Source organism: Streptomyces sp., assembly GCF_031178505.1.
GTDB classification, from domain to species: Bacteria; Actinomycetota; Actinomycetes; order Streptomycetales; family Streptomycetaceae; genus Streptomyces; species Streptomyces gulbargensis.
Genome location: NZ_JAPSIW010000049.1, coordinates 1 through 18,168, shown reverse-complemented (window position 1 = coordinate 18,168; position 18,168 = coordinate 1). Strand labels below are relative to the sequence as shown.

The window sequence follows — 18,168 nt, the reverse complement described above, 5'->3', positions numbered from 1 at the left end:
CGCCCTGGGCCTCGGCGCGCTCGTCGCGACGGTCGTCGTGGCCGTGCGCACCGTGTTCGTCAGCGCGTCCGTGTGGGCGCTGGCCCGGCGGGCGCGGCGCATCCCGCAGCTGCGGGCGGTGCTGACCCGCGCGCAGGACCGGATCGAGACGCAGGCGCCACCGCCGGGGGCGCCGCGGGAGGAGGTCGAGCGCCGCCGCGGGCTCCTGCGCCGGCGCGTGCGGCGCCGCCTGGCGGACGTCGACTACCTCGCCGAGCAGGCGTTCGGGCCCCGGGAGGGCGTCGTCCTCGTGTGGGCGGGGATGCGCGGTGCGGTCACGCTCGCAGCCGCCCAGTCGCTGCCGTCGGACACCCCGCAGCGCTCGCTGCTCGTCCTCGTGGCGTTCGTCGTCGCCGCCGGCACCCTGCTCGTCCAGGGGGCGACGCTGCCGTGGGTCGTCCGCCGGCTCGGCCTGGCGGACGGACCCGCGGACGACGGCAGCGAGCGCGACGCCCTCAGCGCCGAGCTGCGGCAGGCGGCGCTGCGGCGGCTCGACGACGGCGCGCTGCGCCGCCGGGACGGCACCCCGTTCCCGCCCGAGGTGCTCGCGCCGCGCCCCCGGCTGGTCGTTGGGGCCGTCGACGCGGGGGGCGGCGGCCAGGCGCTCCCTGGCCTCCGCGAGACGGTCGGCGGCGGTGGGCACCGCGCTCACTTGGCGAAGCCGAAGGAGGCGGAGCCCTCGACCTTGGCCCGCAGACGCTTGCCCTTCTCGGTCGCCTGGTCGTTGAGCTCCTGCTGGAACTCCGTCATGCGGCCCAGCAGGTCCGGGTCGTGCGCCGCGAGCATCCGGGCGGCCAGCAGGCCCGCGTTGCGGGCGCCGGCGACGGAGACCGTGGCGACGGGCACGCCCGCCGGCATCTGCACGATGGAAAGGAGCGAGTCCATGCCGTCGAGGTACTTCAGCGGCACGGGGACGCCGATGACCGGGAGCGGGGTGACCGAGGCGAGCATGCCGGGCAGGTGGGCGGCGCCGCCCGCGCCCGCGATGAGCGCCTTGAGTCCGCGGCCCGCGGCCTCCTCGCCGTACGCGATCATCTCGCGCGGCATCCGGTGCGCGGAGAGGACGTTCACCTCGTAGGGGATCTCGAACTCGTCGAGGGCCTGGGCGGCGGCCTCCATGACGGACCAGTCGGAGTCGGACCCCATGGCGATGCCAATGAGCGGATTACTCAACGATCGTTCCTCGCAGGTAGCCGGCGGCGTGACGCGCGCGCTCCAGCACGTCGTCCAGGTCGTCGCCGTAGGTGTTGACGTGTCCGACCTTGCGGCCGGGCTTCACGTCCTTTCCGTACATGTGGATCTTGAGCTGCGGGTCCCTGGCCATGCAGTGCAGGTACGCGCCGTACATGTCCGGGTAGTCGCCGCCCAGGACATTGCACATCACGGTCCAGGGGGCGCGCGGGCGCGGATCGCCGAGGGGGAGGTCGAGGACCGCCCGGACGTGGTTGGCGAACTGCGAGGTGACCGCCCCGTCCTGGGTCCAGTGGCCGGAGTTGTGGGGGCGCATCGCGAGTTCGTTGACGAGGATGCGGCCGTCCGCGGTCTGGAAGAGCTCGACGGCGAGGTGACCGACGACACCGAGCTCCTGGGCGATCCGCAGGGCCAGCTGCTGGGCCTGCCCGGCCAGCTCGTCGTCCAGGTCCGGGGCGGGTGCGATCACGGTGTCGCAGACGCCGTCGACCTGGCGGGACTCCACGACCGGGTAGGCGACGGCCTGGCCGTGCGGGGAGCGGACGATGTTCGCGGCGAGCTCGCGCGTGAAGTCGACCTTCTCCTCGGCGAGGACGGGGACGCCGGCCCGGAAGGGGTCGTGGGCGTCCTCCTCGGAGCGGACGAACCAGACGCCCTTGCCGTCGTACCCGCCCCGCACCGTCTTGAGGATGATCGGGAAGCCGCCGACCTCGGCCGCGAAGGCCGCCGCGTCGGCCGGGTCCGCGACGATCCGGTGCCGGGGGCTCGGCACCCCGATCGCGTCGAGCCGGGCGCGCATCACCCCCTTGTCCTGGGCGTGCACCAGCGCGTCCGGGCCGGGCCGGACGGGGATGCCGTCGGCCTCCAGGGCGCGGAGGTGTTCGGTGGGCACGTGCTCGTGATCGAAGGTGATCACGTCACAGCCGCGCGCGAAGTCACGCAGGGTGTCGAGGTCGCGGTAGTCGCCGACGACCACGTCGCCGACCACCTGCGCCGCCGAGTCCTGCGGGGTGTCACTGAGGAGCTTGAACCTGATACCGAGGGGGATACCCGCCTCGTGGGTCATACGGGCGAGCTGCCCGCCGCCGACCATGCCTACTACGGGAAACGTCACCCTCTTAGGGTATCCGCACAATCAGGATGACCCGTTCGGCTGTGTGTTGCCACAGGTGGTGCGGGGAAGGATCAGAGTTTCGACAGCGGGCAGACGTTCACCGGACGGGCTGGTTAGCATGGATTGGTTGACGTCATCCGGACGTCATATGAACGGATGGAACGAGCGACCACCATGAGTGACCGAAGCGCACTGCGGGTGCGGCTCGACCGGCTGTCCCGCGAGTTCGCGAAGTTCGGCGCGGTGGGCGGGGTCGGGGTCCTGGTCGACCTCGGCGTCTTCAACCTCGTCCGGCACTTCACGGACCTCCAGGTCGTCCGGGCGAGCGTCATCGCCACGGTCGTCGCCATCGGCTTCAACTACCTCGGGTTCCGGTACTTCACGTACCGCGACCGCGACAAGAGCCGCCGGACCCGCGAGGTGACGCTGTTCTTCGTGTTCAGCGCGATCGGTCTGGTGATCCAGAACGGTGTGCTCTTCGCGGCGACGTACGGCTTCGGCTGGGACACCCCGCTGCAGAGCAACATCTTCAAGTTCCTGGGCATCGGTCTCGGCACCGTCTTCCGCTTCTGGTCCTACCGCACGTGGGTCTTCCGCGCGCTGCCGGACCCGGAGGAGAAGCAGGCGGTGCAGGCGGCCGAGGCCCTGTTGGAGCGCGCCCCGCGCCAGGCGTCCCGCCGTCAGCCCGACCGGGTCTGACCCACTCCCGTCCACGCGAAAGGGCCGGTCCGCGGAAGCGGACCGGCCCTTTCGCGCACGTACGGACCGGTGACGGTGGGCCCGTACCGGTCGGCCGCGCGGGCCTCCGCGGCCCCGCGGGTCAGCGGACCGGGCGCTCGCCCGGGCCCTGGTCCGAGCCGCTGCGGACCTCGCGGCTCAGGAACAGGGCGAAGACCGGCGGCTGCTGCTGGAGCAGTTCCAGGCGCCCGCCGTCCGCCTCCGCGAGGTCGCGGGCCACGGCCAGGCCGATGCCGGTCGAGCTGCGCCCGCTGACCGCCCGCTCGAAGATCCGCGCGCCGAGGTCGGCCGGGACGCCGGGGCCCTCGTCCGTGACCTCGATCACCGACTGGTTGCCGGTGACCCGGGTGCGCAGGGCGACCGTGCCGCCGCCGTGCATGAGCGAGTTCTCGATGAGCGCGGCGAGCACCTGGGCGACCGCGCCGGGGGTGCCCACGGCCCGCATGCCCTGCTTGCCGGAGTGGACGATGGCCCGGCCCGCGCTGCGGTAGGCCGGCCGCCACTCCTCGATCTGCTGCTTGATCACCTCGTCCAGGTCGAAGGCGACGGCGGATCCGGTGCGCGGGTCCCGCGCGTTGGTGAGCAGCCGCTGCACCACGTCCGTGAGCCGCTCGACCTGGGTGAGGGCGATGTGCGCCTCCTCCTTGACCGTCTCCAGGTCGTCGGCGAGCGCGACCTCCTCCAGGCGCATGGAGAGCGCGGTCAGGGGCGTGCGGAGCTGGTGGGAGGCGTCGGCGGCGAGCCGGCGCTCGGCGGTGAGCATGCGGGCGATCCGCTCGGCGGAGGCGTCCAGGACGTCCGCGACCCGGTCCAGCTCGGGGACCCCGTACCGCCGGTGCCGGGGCCGGGGGTCGCCCGAGCCGAGGCGCTCGGCGGTCTCGGCGAGGTCGGTGAGCGGCGAGGCCAGCCTGTTCGCCTGGCGTACGGCGAGGAGGACGGCGGCCACGACGGCGAGCAGGGCCACGGCGCCGATGATGAGCAGGGTGCGGCCGACCTCGGCGGTCACGGTGGACCGGGACTCCTCGACGATCACGGTCTCGCCGCGCTCACCCTCGGCGAGGCCCCGGATGACGTCCCCCGACGGGGGCTCGCCGATCTCGATCGGGGGCCGGCCGGGGATGAGGATCCGCGCGTACCGCTTGGCGCCGCTCTGTTCGGCGAGGATGTCCGGGTTGACCGGTTCGCCGCCGATCAGCCGGCTGTCGACGATGGAGACGATCCGCAGGGCCTCGGAGTCGACGCTCTCCTGGGCACTGCTGGTGATGGTGCGGGTCTCCACGATGACCAGGGAGACCCCGAAGACGGAGATGACGACGAGCACCACGGCGAGCGTGGAGTTGATGAGGCGGCGGCGCACGGAGGTGGCTCAGCTCTTTTCGAAGCGGAAGCCGACACCGCGCACGGTGGCGATGTAGCGCGGGTTGGCCGCGTCGTCGCCGAGCTTCTTGCGCAGCCAGGAGATGTGCATGTCGAGGGTCTTGGTGGAGGACCACCAGGTGGTGTCCCAGACCTCGCGCATCAGCTGGTCGCGGGTGACGACCCGGCCCGCGTCCCGGACGAGGACCCGCAGCAGGTCGAACTCCTTGGCGGTGAGCTGCAGCTCCTCGTCGCCCATCCAGGCGCGGTGGGACTCGACGTCGATGCGGACGCCGTGGGTGGAGGGGGCGGCGGCGGGCTCGGCGGAGCCGCGCCGGAGCAGGGCCCGGACGCGGGCGAGGAGTTCGGCGAGCCGGAAGGGCTTGGTGACGTAGTCGTCGGCGCCGGCGTCCAGGCCGACCACGGTGTCGACCTCGTCGGCGCGGGCGGTCAGGACCAGGATGGGGACGGTGTGCCCCTCGGCGCGCAGCCGCCGGGCGACCTCCAGGCCGTCCATGCCGGGCAGCCCCAGGTCGAGGACGACCAGGTCCACCGCGCCCTGGAGTCCCGTGTCGAGGGCGGTGGGTCCGTCCTCGCGGACCTCGACCTCGTACCCCTCTCTCCGCAGGGCGCGGGCCAGCGGTTCCGAGATGGATGCGTCGTCCTCGGCGAGCAGTACACGGGTCATGGGGTGATGGTAGTCCGCGGGGGTCCCGCGCCGGGGCGGGATGCCGAGGCGGCCCGGGTGCGGCGGGGGCGGGACACGGGGCCCGCCCGTGGGCCCTCGGGATCATGGCGCGTAACCTACTCATGACCTTCGAATGAAGGCGGGTGGTTCCTTTGTCACCTGTGATCCATCTCTCAAGTCCTTCCATATCCGGCACTGTCGTGTCGTATGGTGTCGAGTAGTTCTGTTGCGGTAATCGGGGACCTTTGGCCGTGTTCGACACGCCAAGGGTCTCTTTTCTGCACAGGGCCGCCCCGGCGACCCTGAGGACAGCGAATGACCTGTGGGCCGGGTCCGGGGCGCGACATCGCGCCAGGGCGTGGATCCCGGAGGGGCGCGACCGCACCCCGCCGGTGCCGGCCTCCCCCACCGGGCGCACCCGCTCACGAAGCGAACGCGTCCCGACAGAGCAAGGATCGACATGGCGTCCAGCCTGACGGCGGCTTCGACCGGGGCTCCCCGGTACCAGAAGACGTTTCTCGGCCACCCTCGCGGCCTGACCACCCTCTTCTTCACCGAGATGTGGGAGCGGTTCTCCTACTACGGCATGAGGGCCCTGCTGGTCTACTACCTGGTCTCCGGTGGCGTCGACGCCGCCAAGGGCAGCCAGGGCGGCGGCCTCGCCATGACGGCGGCCACGGCCACGGCCATCTACTCGGTGTACGTGTCGATGGTCTACCTGATGGCCATGCCCGGCGGCTGGTTCGGTGACCGCGTCTGGGGCGCCCGCAAGACGGTCACCATCGCCGGTTTCGTCATCATGGCCGGTCACGTCTCGCTGGCCCTGCCCGGTCAGCCGGCGTTCTTCGCCGGTCTGGCGCTCGTCGCGGTCGGCTCGGGTCTGCTCAAGGCCAACATCTCGACGATGGTCGGTCACCTCTACGACGGCCCGGACGACCCGCGCCGTGACGGTGGCTTCACCCTCTTCTACATCGGCATCAACCTGGGTGCCTTCGTCGCGCCGTTCGTGATCGGCACGATCGGCAAGGAGTACAGCTGGCACCTGGGCTTCGCCCTCGCCGCCGTCGGCATGGGCCTCGGCCTGGCCGTCTTCCTGGCCTTCGCCAAGAGCCTGAACCCGAAGAGCAGCGAGGTCCCGAACCCGCTGTCGCCGGAGGAGCGCAAGGCGATCGTCACCAAGGTGGCGCTCGTCGTCGTCCTGGCGGCCGTCTTCTACGGGGCCGTTGTCGCCCTCGGCATGTACACCCTGAACTGGGCCCTGGTCCCGCTCACCCTCGCCGGCCTGATCATCCCGGTCGCCGTCCTCGTCCGCATCAAGCGCGACAAGGACCTCGACAAGGGCGAGCAGTCGAAGATGAACGGCTACATCTGGTTCTTCGTGGCCGCCGCGATCTTCTGGATGATCTACGACCAGGGTGGCTCCACGCTCTCCCTCTTCGCGGACGGCAAGACCGCCGACAGCGTCTTCGGCCTCGGCTTCTCCGCGACCTGGTACCAGTCGCTGAACCCGCTGTTCGTCATGGCCCTCGCGCCGGTCTTCGCCTGGCTGTGGCTGTGGCTGGCCCGGAAGAACCAGGAGCCGAACACCATCGTGAAGTTCGCGATGGGTCTGGTCCTGGTCGGCGCCTCGTTCTTCGTCTTCATCGTCCCGATGAACATGGCGGCGGACGGCACCAAGGTCTCCCCGATGTGGCTCGTCTCGATCTACATGATCCAGACCATCGGCGAGCTGTGCCTCTCCCCGGTCGGCCTCTCGGTCACCACGAAGATGGCCCCGAAGAAGTACGCCTCCCAGATGATGGGTGTCTGGTTCCTCGCCGTCACCGCCGGTGACTGCACCACGGGTCTGCTCTCCATCGCGGGCGTGGACCTCAACGGGACCGGGATCATCGCACTGCAGGCCACGCTGGCCGCGCTCGCCGGATTCGCGATCTACATGTACCGCAAGAAGGTCCAGGAGCTCATGGGCAGCGTCCACTGACGCCGTCGGCGCCCGCCGTACAACGGCGAAGGCCCGCCGCACCCCGTCAGGGGGCGGCGGGCCTTCGCCGTTGAACGGGACCGGCGGGCCCCCGCGCCGTACGGAGCGCGAGCGGGCCGGGAAAGCTAGGAAGGCGCGGCCAGTTCGGCCCACACGGTCTTGCCGGGGGCGCCGGGGACGCGCTCGACGCCCCAGTCGAGGCAGAGGCGCTGCACGATGAACATGCCGTGGCCGCCGGGGCGTCCGGCGCGGTGCGGGGTGCGGGGCGTCGGCTGGCCCGCGCCCCGGTCGGCGACCTCCAGGCGCAGCGCCTTGGGCAGCCGTACGACGCGGAGGCTCTCGGGGCCGTCCGCGTGCAGGCAGGCGTTGGTGACGAGCTCGGAGACGACGAGCAGGACGTCCTCCGCGGCGGCCCTGCGGTCGGCCGTGGCGGCCGGCAGCCAGCCCCATTCCTGGAGGGCGGTTCTCGTGAAGTCGCGGGCGAGCGGCACCGTGCCGCTCGTCTCGCCGAGGGCGAGGGTACGGACGTCGGTGGCTTGGTCCATCAGCGCTTCACCTCACCGAGTGACGAGACAGAGGGGCAGGACGTGCGGGTGGTGCGAGGGGGGGGTGGGGGCTGCGGCGCCCTCAGCCGGGCAGGGCCGTGTCGAGGGAGTCGTGCAGGGTGAACACGGCGTCGGCGCCGGTGATCCGGAAGACCCGGGCCACCGCGGGGCGCATCGCCACCAGGTGGACGCCGCCGCCGGCGGCCTCCGCCCGCATCCGGGCGCCCAGCAGGACGTTCAGGCCGGTCGAGTCGCAGAACTCGAGGTCCGAGCAGTCGACCACGAGCCGCGTGCGGCCCGCGTCGAGTGCCCCGTCGAGCGGGGCACGCAACAGTTCGGCCGTGTGGTGATCGAGCTCACCCCGGGGTGCGAGGAGTTCGCTGCCACCCACGGTCCGGACCTCGACCCGCAGCCGCCCGGGCTGCGCGCTGTCGATGTGCTGGCGGTCCATGGCCGTGCCTCTTCTCGCTCTCGCCTGTGCCGACTGATGTGCCACGAACACTACAAGCGGGATGGGCCTTCCCGCACATGAGGTACCCCGCAAACCGGACAAGCGTGACTATTGGCACTTGCAACCGTCCGGGTGAAGCCGGTAGGGCTAGAGGAGAACACCCGACACGGCCGGCTCTGGAGGCGCCGCAAACCGCAGCAAGAAGATCCACGGAGGAGTTCCATGTCACCCCGGCTCGACGCCCCGCGTACCCCCGACGCGCCGTCGGCAATCCCGTTCCCCGCCCCTTCGACCCCGGACCCCGAGTCCCCCGCCGGACTGTTCCCGGACGGTCCGCCCCCGCACGAGACGACGCCCGACCCGGCGTTCGACCCGCGGTTCCTCGACCCCCGGTCCCTCGACCGCCGTCCGCTCGACCGGATGGCCCCGGCCGACGCGCGCGCCCTGTCGAAGCACCTCTTCGCCCGGCTCACCGAGCTGGAGGAGGGCACCCACGAGTACGCGTACGTCCGCAACACCCTCGTCGAGCTGAACCTCGCCCTGGTGAAGTTCGCCGCCGGCCGGTTCGCCAGCCGCAGCGAACCGATGGAGGACATCGTCCAGGTCGGCACCATCGGCCTCATCAAGGCGATCGACCGCTTCGAGCTGTCCCGCGGCGTCGAGTTCCCGACCTTCGCGATGCCGACGATCATCGGCGAGATCAAGCGCTTCTTCCGCGACACGTCCTGGTCGGTGCACGTCCCGCGCCGCCTGCAGGAGCTGCGCATCACGCTCGCGCGGGCCGGTGACGAACTCGCCCAGCGCCTCGACCGCTCGCCGACCGTCGCCGAGCTCGCCCAGGAACTCGGCATCTCCGAGGAGGAGGTCGTCGAGGGCATGGCCGCGAGCAACGCGTACACCGCCAGCTCGATCGACGCGCAGGCCGACGAGGAGGACGGCGAGAACTCCCTCGCCGACCGGCTCGGCTACGAGGACCACGGCATCAGCGGCATCGAGTACATCGCCTCGCTCAAGCCGATGATCGCCTCCCTGCCCTCCCGTGAGCGGCAGATCCTCTCGCTGCGCTTCGTCTCCGGGATGACCCAGTCGGAGATCGGCCAGGAGCTCGGCATCTCGCAGATGCACGTCTCCCGGCTGCTCACCCGCACCCTCGCCCGGCTGCGCCGGGGACTGACTCTGGAGGAATGAGCCCCGCCGCCTCCCCCCAGCCGTCAAGATGACTGCGGAAAGGGCCCGTTCACGGTCGGCCGACCCGGGACGGGCCCTTCCGCACGACCGGCGGGCCTTGTTGACGCGCCCGTCCGGAAGGGGCCACATTGAGCCCGGGGTCCAGGGGGGAATCACATGGTTTCTGCGTACGCGGAACTCGAGGAGGACATGCGGAGGCGGCTCGGGGGCCGGGAGTGCCTCTACGTCCCCTCCTGCCGCCTCGGCCTCTATCTGGCCCTGCGCCACTTCTGCCGGCCCGGCGGCCGGGTCCTCATGTCGCCGGTCAACGACGACGTCATCCTCTTCGTGGTCCTCGCCGCCGGACTGCGCCCGGTGCAGGCGCCGCTCGACCCCCGGGACGGCTCGATCGACCCGGCGGCCGTCCCCGGATCCGTCTGGCGGGGCCTGTCCGCCGTCCTCACCACCAACCTGTACGGCAACCCCGACCCGGCTCCCGAGCTGCGGGACCGCTGCGACCGGCTCGGCATCCCGCTGATCGAGGACGCCGCCCACGCGATCGGCTCCACCACCGGCGGGCGTCCGGTCGGCACGTACGGCGAGGCCGCCGTCTTCAGCCTCTCCAAGCACACCGGCGCCAGGACCGGCGGCTTCCTCGCCCTCGCGGACCCCTCGCTCCGCGCGGACCTGACCCGCGCCCGCGACGCCCTGCTGCATCCGGCCCGTACCACCTCCGAACTCGCCTACCTCCTGCGGCCCGGCGCGGAGGCCGCCGTACGGCACCTGCGCCTGACCGGCGCCGCCCGCGCCGCCCTGCGGACCCTCGGCCTGGAGGAGCGCGAGGAGATCCGCATGCCGCTGCGCGCCGGCGCCCTGGCGCGGGCCCTGCCGGCCGCGCCCGCGCTGGACCCGTTCCACCCCTGGATCCGGGTCGACATGCACGACTACCGCCTCCGCCCGGGCACGGTCCGCCTCCGCCGCACCCGGGCGAGGCTCGCCCGGCTCGACACGGTCCTCGCCGCCCACCGGGAGGGCACCGCGCGCCTCCTTCAGAGCGAGTACGGGCCCGGCGGCGGCCCGGCCCAGCCGCTGTTCCGGGTGCCGCTGCTCGTCGAGGACCGGGACGCGGCCGTCGCCGCCCTCGCCCGGCACCGGATCACCGTCGGCTACCTGTACGACCCTCCGCTCGACACCTACGCGGGCGGCGCCTTCACCGACCCCTCCCCCGCCCCGGCCGCCGCCGCGCGGTTCGCCCGGCACGCCCTGCCCGTGGACCCGCGCCTCGCCGCCCGGGCCCTCACGGCCCTGCGGACCGCCGGGATCAGGCCCGCCCACCCCGCCGCGGCCCCCGGCGGCGCGCGGTGACCGGGACGACACGGACACCGGACACCGGCCGCCCCACGGCCGGGGAGCCCACGGGCGCCGCGCCGGAGCCCGCCGCGGACGGGCCGGGCGACAGCTCCCTCTTCCGCAACGCGTACGCCCTCATGCTGTCCACCGGCGTCTCCGCCGCCCTCGGCCTCGGCTTCTGGCTGGTGGCCGCCCGCCACTACACCGAGGAGGCCGTCGGGCAGGGCTCCGCCGCCATCGCCGCGCAGCGCATGCTCGCCTCGCTCACCGCGACGACGCTGACCGGAGCGGTCGTCCGCTACGTACCCCGGGCCGGGCGCGCCACCGGGCCGCTGGTGGCACGCCTGTACCTGGTCAGCACCCTGGTCGTGGGCGTCGCCTCCGGCCTCTTCCTGCTCACCCTGGACCGGTGGGGCCCCTCGTACGCCCCCCTCGGCACGCTCTCCGCCGGCGTCTTCTTCACCGCCGCCAGCATCGGCTGGGCCCTGCTCACCCTCCAGGACGCGGTCCTCACCGGCCTGAGACGCGCCGTCTGGGTCCCCGTCGGCAACGCCGTCTTCTCGCTCGGCAAACTGATCCTGCTCGTCGTCCTCGCCGCCGGGCTGCCCGTCCTCGGCGTCTTCGTCTCCTGGTCGGCGGCGATCGCGCTCTCCGTGCTGCCGCTCGGCTGGCTCGTCTTCCGGCGGCTCATCCCCCGCCAGGCCCGCGCCGACCGGGACCGCGAGCCGCCCACCCTGCGCGAGATCGGCCGGTTCCTCGCCGGGGACTCCGTCGGCTCGGTCTTCAGCCTCCTCATGATCAGCCTGCTGCCGATGATGGTCGCCGTCCGCTTCGACTCCGCCCACAACGCCTTCTTCTACACGGCCTACACCGTCGGCGGCACGATGGAGTTCATGGCCATCAACATGGCCTCCTCCCTCACCGCCCACGCCTCGCACAGCCCCGAGTCCCTCGCCGAAGGGGTGCGGGGCGCGCTGCGCCGCATGGCGCTGCTGCTCGTCCCGGTCGTTCTCCTCCTCGTCGTCCTCGCCCCGCTGATCCTCGCCCCGTTCGGCACGGAGTACGCCGAGAACGGCACGACCGTGCTGCGTCTGCTCTCCGCCGCGGCGCTGCCCCGGGTCGCCGTCGAGCTGTACATCGGCGTCCTGCGCGTCCAGGGCCGCACGGGCATGCTCGCCGCCCTGCAGGGCGGCATGTGCGTCCTGGTGCTGGGCAGCGCGGCCGTCCTCCTCGGGCCCTTCGGCATCGCCGGGGCCGGATACGCCGTCCTCGGCGGGATGACGGTGACGGCCCTCGTGTGCGTACCGGGCCTGCGGGCCACGCTCCGGGGCCGGACGGCGCCCGGGGGGCCGAAGGCCGCGGCACGGGTGAGGGAGCGCGCGGAGGACGGGTACGGCACCAACTGGGCGCGCGAGAGCGCCTATCTGCGCGGGGCGCACGACTCGGTGACGCCGGCGTTCGGCATCCCCGTCCTCGTCCCCCGGGACCGGTACGAGGAACCGGCCGCAGCTCCCCGCCGGCGCGCGCCCCGGCGCCGGCCGGGGGCCGGGGCTCTGCTGTGGCCGCTCCTCGGCGCCGCCGCCGCGCTCTTCTGGCTCCCGCTGGTCCCCGCCGGCGACCTCACCGCCGGCCGGCTCTCCGGCCCCGCCCTCCTCGCCGCCCTGCCGCCGGGGACCCTCGCCGCCGGGCTGCTGCTCGTCGCCCTCCAGGGCGTCGCCGTCACCCTGCGGACCTTCCGGCCCGGCTTCACCGCGGCGGTGCTGCTCACCACGTTCCTCGCCCTGCACACCGCCCCGCCCCTGCTCGGACTGCCCCCCGCGGACGCCGGCGGCCCCGGCGCCGCGCTCCTCGGCGAGGGCCCGGCCGCCGCCACGGCCCCGATCGTGGCCCAGGCCCTCTGCCTCCTCCTCGCCGCCGCCCTGCTCCACGTCCTCGGCACGGCCCCGCGCGTCACGGCCGGGGCCGTCTGGGTCCTGGTCTGGGCCGGCTGGGCGGGACAGCAGGCGTTCGCGGCGGCGCCGCTGACGGTGCTGCTGGGGCTGGGGGGCGGGGTGATGGCGGGGTACGCGCTGCGGGGGCTGACCGGCGGCCGGGGCCGCCGCTGAGCCTCCTGCGGCCGTCAGCGCCGTGGCAGGGGCTGCTGGAAGTACGGGTCCTGGCCGGCGATCCGGTACCCCTCGAGGGCCGGCCCCTGATCGACGGTCAGATCACAGCCCGGCCCGGGCACGGCGCGGTTCCAGTGCACGTACGCCTTCACCTTCGGCAGCGTCGGGGCGACCTCCGGGATCGCGGCGTACCAGTCGCGCTGCCGCTCGGGCCGTTCCGGGTCGGGGGCGGTGGAGAACTCGGAGAGCATGACGGGCTTGTCGGCCGAGATGTTCTCGCGCAGCCAGTCGTGGCTGGGGCGCTGGCTGCGGTCGAAGTCCAGCCAGTTCGGCGACTTGTGGCAGAGGTAGTAGTTGTACTGGTCCATTCCGATCCAGTCGACGTAGTCGTCACCGGGGTAGAGCTGCTTCATCACCTCGGCGTTGCCGAGGTAACCCGAAACGGTCCAGACCCACACCACGTTGGTGACGCCCAGTTTCTCGAAGCGGTCGCGGACGTGGCGGTAGGCGGCGACGTACTCCTGGGGCGTCCCGGCGCCCTGCTCGATGCGGAAGTCGGCCTCCTGGTCGAAGGAGAAGAAGACCCGCTTGCCGTACGCCTTGACGCGCAGGGCCTGGGGGTCGATGACGGAGGTGTCGTACGTACCCGCGGCGATGTTCTTCCAGCCGAGCTGGCGCTCCGTCCAGTTGGCGTGGTGCTTCTCGCTCCAGACGGTGGACTCCCAGGCGAGCATGAGAAGCCGTTCGCGGCCGAGTTCGACCTCGTCGGGGGTGAGCAACTCGCCGTCGGCCTTGCTCCCCGACATGTCGTGATACGTGTAGACGAGGTCGAGCTTGCGGCCGATCTTCTTCTCGAAGGCGTACACCGGCCGGGTGAGCGAACTGTCCTCGTCGTGGGGGATGTACGCGCCCCACCAGGCTCCGCACGACAGGACCAGTTCCTTGTCCGGAGCGCAGTCGTCGTCCTCGGCGAGGGACGACCAGACTCCTATCCCGGCGGTCAGCGCGCCGACGGCGGCGAGCGCCACGGCGAGCCGGGCCGCGGCCCCTCCCGCGGCGTGCCGCCGCTTCACCGGGCCTCACCGGGCCTTCGTTTGCGGAAACCACCGGACGGCCGGGTTCCCTCGCGCTCGACGGCACCGCGCGTGGCGGCCGGGAGCGGCACTCCGGGCAGGACGGCGGCCACGCTGACGAAGACGGCCAGGCTCACCAGGAAGACGACGAGCGAGAAAGACCCGGCGAGGAACAGAGCGGTCGCGGCGAGCGTGGCCACGGAGAGGCTGACGGGCGCGGCGAGGGCCAGAGCTTCCAGGCGGGCACCGGGCCGCAGTCCGCCCGGCTGCGGGAACAGCAGGGCGAGGCCGGGTCCGAGAGTGACGAAGGCGAGGACGGGGATCCAGCGCAGCGGGGAGCCGCCGGGGAAGGCGGTCGCGGCGAGGGCGATCCATCCGGACGCCGCCAGGGCGGCTCTGCGCTGGACTCGTGGGATCGGGCGTGGGTGGGCCATGGCGTACCTGCTCCTCGTGTGTGGGATAGGGGGCGAGCCCGAAGGGTGCCCGGCCGCCGGGGGCTCAGCGGTCCACTGTCGAGCCACCGGTCGCCCGGGAGGTTCAGCCGCCGGTGGTGGGCCGGTAGCGCAGGACGAGCCCGTGCGGGCTCTCCTCCACGACCGCGAACAACGGGGATCTCTTCAGCGCCTGCCGGAGGGAGTCGAAGCCGCCCTCCGGCAGGTAGCCCTCGCCGATGACGGCCTCGCCCTGGGTGGGGGTGAGGATCACATAGGCCGGTTTCCCGGCGGGAATGCCGCCGGCGAGGTAGCCGGCCGGGTCCTTCAGCATGCGCAGGTTCTCGTCGACCTCCTGCTCGGTGAAGAACCAGCGCTCGTAGTGGTCGTAGCGGTAGTACGAGTCGGCGAAGGCACCGGTCGCGGCGAGGATGAGCGCGCCCTCGGGTGCCCGGTCGAAGGCCCGGCGCGTGAGCGCGGTCTCGCCGGGCGGCGCGTAGTGCATGCCCTCCTTCCCGTAGTACGACGGCAGGAAGCCGGCGAGCATCGCCACGAGCGTCACGGGCAGCGCGACCGCGGCCGTGCGGCGGGCGATCGTGGCCGCCCGGCTCGCGGCCCCGGCGGCGGGGACGAGGGCGGCTGCCGCGAAGAAGGCCGCGCCGGGCAGGCCGAAGAGGTAGACGCGGAAAATCATCTCGCCGCCGTAGTCGTTGAGGGCGAACATCGGCAGCGGGGCGGCGGCGGCCAGGACCAGCGGCAGGGCGCTGCGGGCCAGCTTGCGGCGGAGCAGTACGGCGGCGGCTGCGAGTCCGCCGAGCGCGAGCACCATCAGGACGTTGGCGCTGCCGACCAGTTCCGGGCCGGGGCCGGTGGGGTCGCCGGCGAAGCCGGGGCGGGAGTTGCCGAGGAGGTCGCCGGCCTTCTCGCGCAGGGTGCCGAGGGTGTCGAGGAACAGGGCGCGGCCCATGGTCAGGTTCCAGACCAGCATGATCAGGCCGGTGGTGGCGAGGAGCCCGAGGTTCCGGTAGCGGCGGGTGAGGCAGAGGACGAAGAGGGTCGTGCACAGCATCACGGGGGTGAGCTGGTGCGAGGCGTTGATGGTGGCGACGACCGGGAGGAGGAAGAGGACGGCGACCGCACGCTGACGGGTGGTGGTGGGTGGTGGCACGGCCGCCGCGGCCGGGTCGAGTTCCGAGCGGTCACGGAGCGCGCCGGCCGATCCGGGGAGCACGAAGTGCCGCACGACGACGGCGAGGACGGTGAGGTGGAGCAGGTACGAGAAGCCCTGCGGGGAGAGGTAGTCCTGGCCGACCCAGTTCGCCAGCTGGAAGATCCACACTCCGGTCCACACGAGCCGCCAGTCGTCGCTGAACGTTCGGTAGACGAGGATGAGGACGGGCGCGGTGAGCAGTCCGAGCGCGACCGGGGCCCAGTTGATGAACGAGGCGGCGCCGTCGACGCCGAAGGCGCGGACGAGGGCCGCGTCGAGGGAGAAGAAACCGGGCCACTGATCGTACGCGGACATACCTCCGGACAGCTCGCGCCCCGGGTGGACCGTGCCTTCCGCGAGGAGCCTGCTGATGATGGCGTCGTGTTTGGACGCCCAGGCGTAGCGGACGGTGTCGTAAAGGATCGCCGGCGGCGCCTTGAGGGCGACGAGCATCGCCGCGCAGTAGGTCGCCGGCCAGAGCGGGGCGGTGCCCGCACGCCGCAGAGTCAGCACGAACCCGAAGGTCAGAACAGCGAGTGCGGCATAGAAACCGAGGGGGAAGCGGTCCAGGAGGCCGAACTCCTCGATGCTCCGGAAATCGATGCTGGGCAGGGCCCGGAGCCAGAGCGCGGCGGCGAGGAGGAGCACGGCCAGGTTCAGGGCGGCCGGTGAGCGGAGCGCGGCGGGGCCGGTCCGGCGGGTGACCGCTCCCCCTCCGGACTCCCGTCCCGGGACGCCCCGCTTTCCGGTTTCGCGCCCGCCCGCGTCCCGCGGGGTGGCCGGGGACGGCACGCCGCCGCTCCCGGTCACCGGTGCGACCCCTTGGTGGTGCTGCTGCACGACGGTTCTCCCCCCATCCCCTGCGACGAACAAAGGAACGTACTTCGGTCGATCCCTGCACTGGCCTCCCACCGGTCCGGCGGGCGGTCGCGATCCCGGTGTGCTCCGCCGCTCAGCCGGCGAACTGTGGACCTCTGAGCCGGGCGCGGGCCCTGCGGTACATCCGCCAGCCGAGGGTGGGCAGGGAGTCCGGGTACGGGGCGGTTCGCGCGCCCCGGCCCTCCATCCACTGCTCCACGTCGGTGACGGTGTGGGTGCGGCGCACGATGAGGCGGGCGAGGCGGTAGACCTCGTCGTGCCGGGAGCTGAGGGCGTGGCGGACGGCGGCGGCCGAGGTGTAGCCGGCGGCCGCGGCGGCCCGGCGGACGGCCGGGCTGTTGTAGCCGTGCGGGTAGGCGAGGTGCCGCACCTCGTGGCCGAGGGCGTCCTCCAGGACGGCTTTGGCCTCGCGCAGTTCGCGCCGCAGGGCGTGCGGCCCGAGGGTGTCGAGCTGCGGGTGGGTGACGGTGTGGGCGCCGACCTCCATGCCGTACTCCTCCAGGCGCGGGGCCTGCGCGAGGGTCATCATCGGCGCGGGCGGCAGGAGGCAGGGGCGGCCGGGGGTGATCGCCCCGGTGGTGAGGTAGGCGGTGGCGGGCAGCGCGCGGGAGGCGAGGGCCTCGGCGGTGGGGCCCGCCAGGTCGGCGAAGCCGTCGTCGAAGGTGAGGACGACGGGGCGGGGCGGCAGCGGGGCGCCGGTGGTGAGGTGCGCGACGAGGGTGCCGACGGTGACGGCGGTGCGGCCGGCGGCCACGATCGCGTCGAGCTGGGCCGCGAACTCCCTCGGTGTGACGGTGAATTCGGCGATCCAGTCCGGCGGGTCGTCCCGCACGGCGTGGTAGAGCAGGACCGGTACGCGGCTGTGGACGGGCGCTCCGTTCATCGCTTGCCTCCGCGTGTGCGGGCCGCCAGGTAGCCGAGGGGGCCGTGGAGCATGCCGCGCCGCTCCCGCCTGGAGAGGGAGCGCGGCCACGGGTGGTGGTGGGTGCCGTGCTCACCGGGGACGCCGCCGCCGGAGGTCTGGCCGCGCGAGGCGGTCATGGCACGGGCGTGGGCGAGGCCGCGCGGGAGCCGGGCCAGGAGGGCGGGCAGCAGGCGGGGGCAGCGGACGAGGGTGGCGGTGAGGTAGGCGGTGAGGCCGGCGCCGTAGCCGTACGCCTGGTTGCGCAGGTCCTGCCAGGTCTCGCGGTGGTGGTGCCAGACGAGGGCCTCGGGGGTGTAGCGGAGCCGGAAGCCGGCGGTGAGGACGGCGACGAAGGCGTACAGGTCGTCGCCGCCCTTCGCCGGTGTGCCGGTGCCGGTCGCCGGGTCGAAGCCGCCGGCCTTCCGCAGGGCGGCGGCGCGGAAGGCCATGTTGGCGCCGGAGCCGAAGCTGCCGGCGGTGAAGGGGAAGAGGGGCTCGTCGGCGGGCGGCGCCGCCGGGTCGTACAGGCGGGGCGCGAAGCCCTTGGCGAAGCCGCCGTGCGCTTCGAGGAGGATCTGGGCGGGGGTGCTCAGCCGGGCGGGCAGGATGAGGCCGGTGACGCAGCCGAGGCCGGGGTCGGCCGCGAACGGTGCGGTGAGGGCGGTGAGCCAGTGCGGATCGGCGATCACGTCGTCGTCGGTGAAGGCGAGGACGTCCCCGTCGGCGGCGGCGGCCCCGGTGTTGTGGGCGACGGCGAGCCCGGGGGTGTCCTCGCGGACGTACCGGACGCGGCCCGCGTACTCCTGGGTGACCAGGTCGCGGGTGTCGGTGGTGCGGGGCGCGTTGTCCACGACGATCACTTCGTGGTCCGGGTGGTCCTGGACGAGCAGTGAGTCGAGCGCGCGGGCGAGGGAGCCGGGCCGTTCGCGGGTGGCGACGATCACGG

16 protein-coding genes and 1 pseudogene are annotated in these 18,168 nt (G+C 73.1%); 6 read left to right on the top strand and 11 right to left on the bottom strand.

Annotated elements, in window-relative coordinates; all coding sequences use genetic code 11:
• Positions 1 to 301: 301 nt before the first annotated feature.
• A pseudogene (locus RIF68_RS36450) lies at positions 302 to 382 on the top strand (hypothetical protein); the annotation flags it as partial.
• A gap of 305 nt (positions 383 to 687) precedes the next feature.
• Here the strand turns inward: RIF68_RS36450 and purE are convergent.
• Positions 688 to 1,185, bottom strand: a complete 498-nt coding sequence (gene purE / locus RIF68_RS06685; protein ID WP_309050202.1) for a 5-(carboxyamino)imidazole ribonucleotide mutase — start codon at positions 1,183 to 1,185, stop codon at positions 688 to 690.
• A gap of 19 nt (positions 1,186 to 1,204) precedes the next feature.
• Positions 1,205 to 2,344 (bottom strand): 5-(carboxyamino)imidazole ribonucleotide synthase, encoded by a 1,140-nt coding sequence (locus tag RIF68_RS06680; protein WP_309050200.1) that lies wholly within the window; start codon positions 2,342 to 2,344, stop codon positions 1,205 to 1,207.
• A 174-nt stretch (positions 2,345 to 2,518) separates the two neighbouring features.
• Here RIF68_RS06680 and RIF68_RS06675 point away from each other — a divergent pair, with 174 nt between their 5' ends.
• Positions 2,519 to 3,043 carry a GtrA family protein gene (locus tag RIF68_RS06675; RefSeq protein WP_309050199.1) on the top strand — a complete coding sequence of 175 codons (525 nt, stop codon included), beginning with the start codon at positions 2,519 to 2,521 and terminating at the stop codon, positions 3,041 to 3,043.
• Between the two features lie 121 nt (positions 3,044 to 3,164).
• Here RIF68_RS06675 and RIF68_RS06670 read toward each other — a convergent pair whose 3' ends face one another.
• Together RIF68_RS06670 and RIF68_RS06665 are read right to left on the bottom strand one after the other, a co-directional pair.
• A complete protein-coding gene (locus RIF68_RS06670; RefSeq protein WP_309050198.1) occupies positions 3,165 to 4,439 on the bottom strand; it encodes an ATP-binding protein in 1,275 nt (424 codons plus the stop codon).
• Between the two features lie 9 nt (positions 4,440 to 4,448).
• Positions 4,449 to 5,126, bottom strand: coding sequence for a response regulator transcription factor (locus RIF68_RS06665; protein ID WP_309050197.1), 678 nt, complete (start codon positions 5,124 to 5,126; stop codon positions 4,449 to 4,451).
• A gap of 460 nt (positions 5,127 to 5,586) precedes the next feature.
• Here RIF68_RS06665 and RIF68_RS06660 point away from each other — a divergent pair, with 460 nt between their 5' ends.
• Positions 5,587 to 7,107: an oligopeptide:H+ symporter gene (locus tag RIF68_RS06660; RefSeq protein ID WP_309050196.1), complete on the top strand. Its 1,521-nt coding sequence runs from the start codon at positions 5,587 to 5,589 to the stop codon at positions 7,105 to 7,107.
• A gap of 125 nt (positions 7,108 to 7,232) precedes the next feature.
• Here RIF68_RS06660 and RIF68_RS06655 read toward each other — a convergent pair whose 3' ends face one another.
• A complete protein-coding gene (locus tag RIF68_RS06655; protein WP_309050195.1) occupies positions 7,233 to 7,652 on the bottom strand; it encodes an ATP-binding protein in 420 nt (139 codons plus the stop codon).
• A gap of 82 nt (positions 7,653 to 7,734) precedes the next feature.
• Complete coding sequence (locus RIF68_RS06650; protein WP_309050194.1) at positions 7,735 to 8,103, bottom strand: STAS domain-containing protein; 369 nt, start codon at positions 8,101 to 8,103, stop codon at positions 7,735 to 7,737.
• 222 nt (positions 8,104 to 8,325) lie between these two features.
• On the opposite strand from RIF68_RS06650, the gene RIF68_RS06645 reads away from it, so the two are divergent.
• The 3 genes from RIF68_RS06645 (at position 8,326) to RIF68_RS06635 (ending at position 12,725) form a co-directional block, all read left to right on the top strand.
• A complete protein-coding gene (locus RIF68_RS06645) occupies positions 8,326 to 9,291 on the top strand; it encodes a SigB/SigF/SigG family RNA polymerase sigma factor (protein WP_309050193.1) in 966 nt (321 codons plus the stop codon).
• 156 nt (positions 9,292 to 9,447) lie between these two features.
• Positions 9,448 to 10,635, top strand: coding sequence for a DegT/DnrJ/EryC1/StrS family aminotransferase (locus RIF68_RS06640; protein WP_309050192.1), 1,188 nt, complete (start codon positions 9,448 to 9,450; stop codon positions 10,633 to 10,635).
• Positions 10,632 to 12,725: a lipopolysaccharide biosynthesis protein gene (locus RIF68_RS06635; RefSeq protein WP_375165680.1), complete on the top strand. Its 2,094-nt coding sequence runs from the start codon at positions 10,632 to 10,634 to the stop codon at positions 12,723 to 12,725. The genes RIF68_RS06640 and RIF68_RS06635 overlap by 4 nt, the downstream gene beginning before the upstream one ends.
• 14 nt (positions 12,726 to 12,739) lie before the next feature.
• Here RIF68_RS06635 and RIF68_RS06630 read toward each other — a convergent pair whose 3' ends face one another.
• The 5 genes from RIF68_RS06630 to RIF68_RS06610 all read right to left on the bottom strand — a co-directional run.
• Complete coding sequence (locus RIF68_RS06630) at positions 12,740 to 13,798, bottom strand: glycosyl hydrolase (protein WP_309050191.1); 1,059 nt, start codon at positions 13,796 to 13,798, stop codon at positions 12,740 to 12,742.
• Positions 13,795 to 14,232, bottom strand: a complete 438-nt coding sequence (locus RIF68_RS06625) for a hypothetical protein (RefSeq protein WP_309050190.1) — start codon at positions 14,230 to 14,232, stop codon at positions 13,795 to 13,797. The genes RIF68_RS06630 and RIF68_RS06625 overlap by 4 nt, the downstream gene beginning before the upstream one ends.
• 103 nt (positions 14,233 to 14,335) lie before the next feature.
• Positions 14,336 to 16,279, bottom strand: coding sequence for a hypothetical protein (locus RIF68_RS06620; RefSeq protein WP_309050189.1), 1,944 nt, complete (start codon positions 16,277 to 16,279; stop codon positions 14,336 to 14,338).
• A gap of 112 nt (positions 16,280 to 16,391) precedes the next feature.
• Entirely contained in the window at positions 16,392 to 17,201 is an 810-nt protein-coding gene (locus RIF68_RS06615) for a polysaccharide deacetylase family protein (RefSeq protein WP_309050188.1), read from the bottom strand.
• Positions 17,198 to 18,168: glycosyltransferase (locus RIF68_RS06610; protein ID WP_309050187.1), on the bottom strand; the 971-nt coding region annotated here is incomplete at its 5' end. The genes RIF68_RS06610 and RIF68_RS06615, both read right to left, overlap by 4 nt.

Coding starts and splice junctions, on each gene's coding strand:
- purE (WP_309050202.1), bottom strand. CDS start 1,185: ATGGGGTCCGACTCCGACTGGTCCGTCATGGAGGCCGCCGCCCAGGCC.
- RIF68_RS06655 (WP_309050195.1), bottom strand. CDS start 7,652: ATGGACCAAGCCACCGACGTCCGTACCCTCGCCCTCGGCGAGACGAGC.
- RIF68_RS06665 (WP_309050197.1), bottom strand. CDS start 5,126: ATGACCCGTGTACTGCTCGCCGAGGACGACGCATCCATCTCGGAACCG.
- RIF68_RS06645 (WP_309050193.1), top strand. CDS start 8,326: ATGTCACCCCGGCTCGACGCCCCGCGTACCCCCGACGCGCCGTCGGCA.
- RIF68_RS06640 (WP_309050192.1), top strand. CDS start 9,448: ATGGTTTCTGCGTACGCGGAACTCGAGGAGGACATGCGGAGGCGGCTC.
- RIF68_RS06625 (WP_309050190.1), bottom strand. CDS start 14,232: ATGGCCCACCCACGCCCGATCCCACGAGTCCAGCGCAGAGCCGCCCTG.
- RIF68_RS06650 (WP_309050194.1), bottom strand. CDS start 8,103: ATGGACCGCCAGCACATCGACAGCGCGCAGCCCGGGCGGCTGCGGGTC.
- RIF68_RS06675 (WP_309050199.1), top strand. CDS start 2,519: ATGAGTGACCGAAGCGCACTGCGGGTGCGGCTCGACCGGCTGTCCCGC.
- RIF68_RS06660 (WP_309050196.1), top strand. CDS start 5,587: ATGGCGTCCAGCCTGACGGCGGCTTCGACCGGGGCTCCCCGGTACCAG.
- RIF68_RS06615 (WP_309050188.1), bottom strand. CDS start 17,201: ATGAACGGAGCGCCCGTCCACAGCCGCGTACCGGTCCTGCTCTACCAC.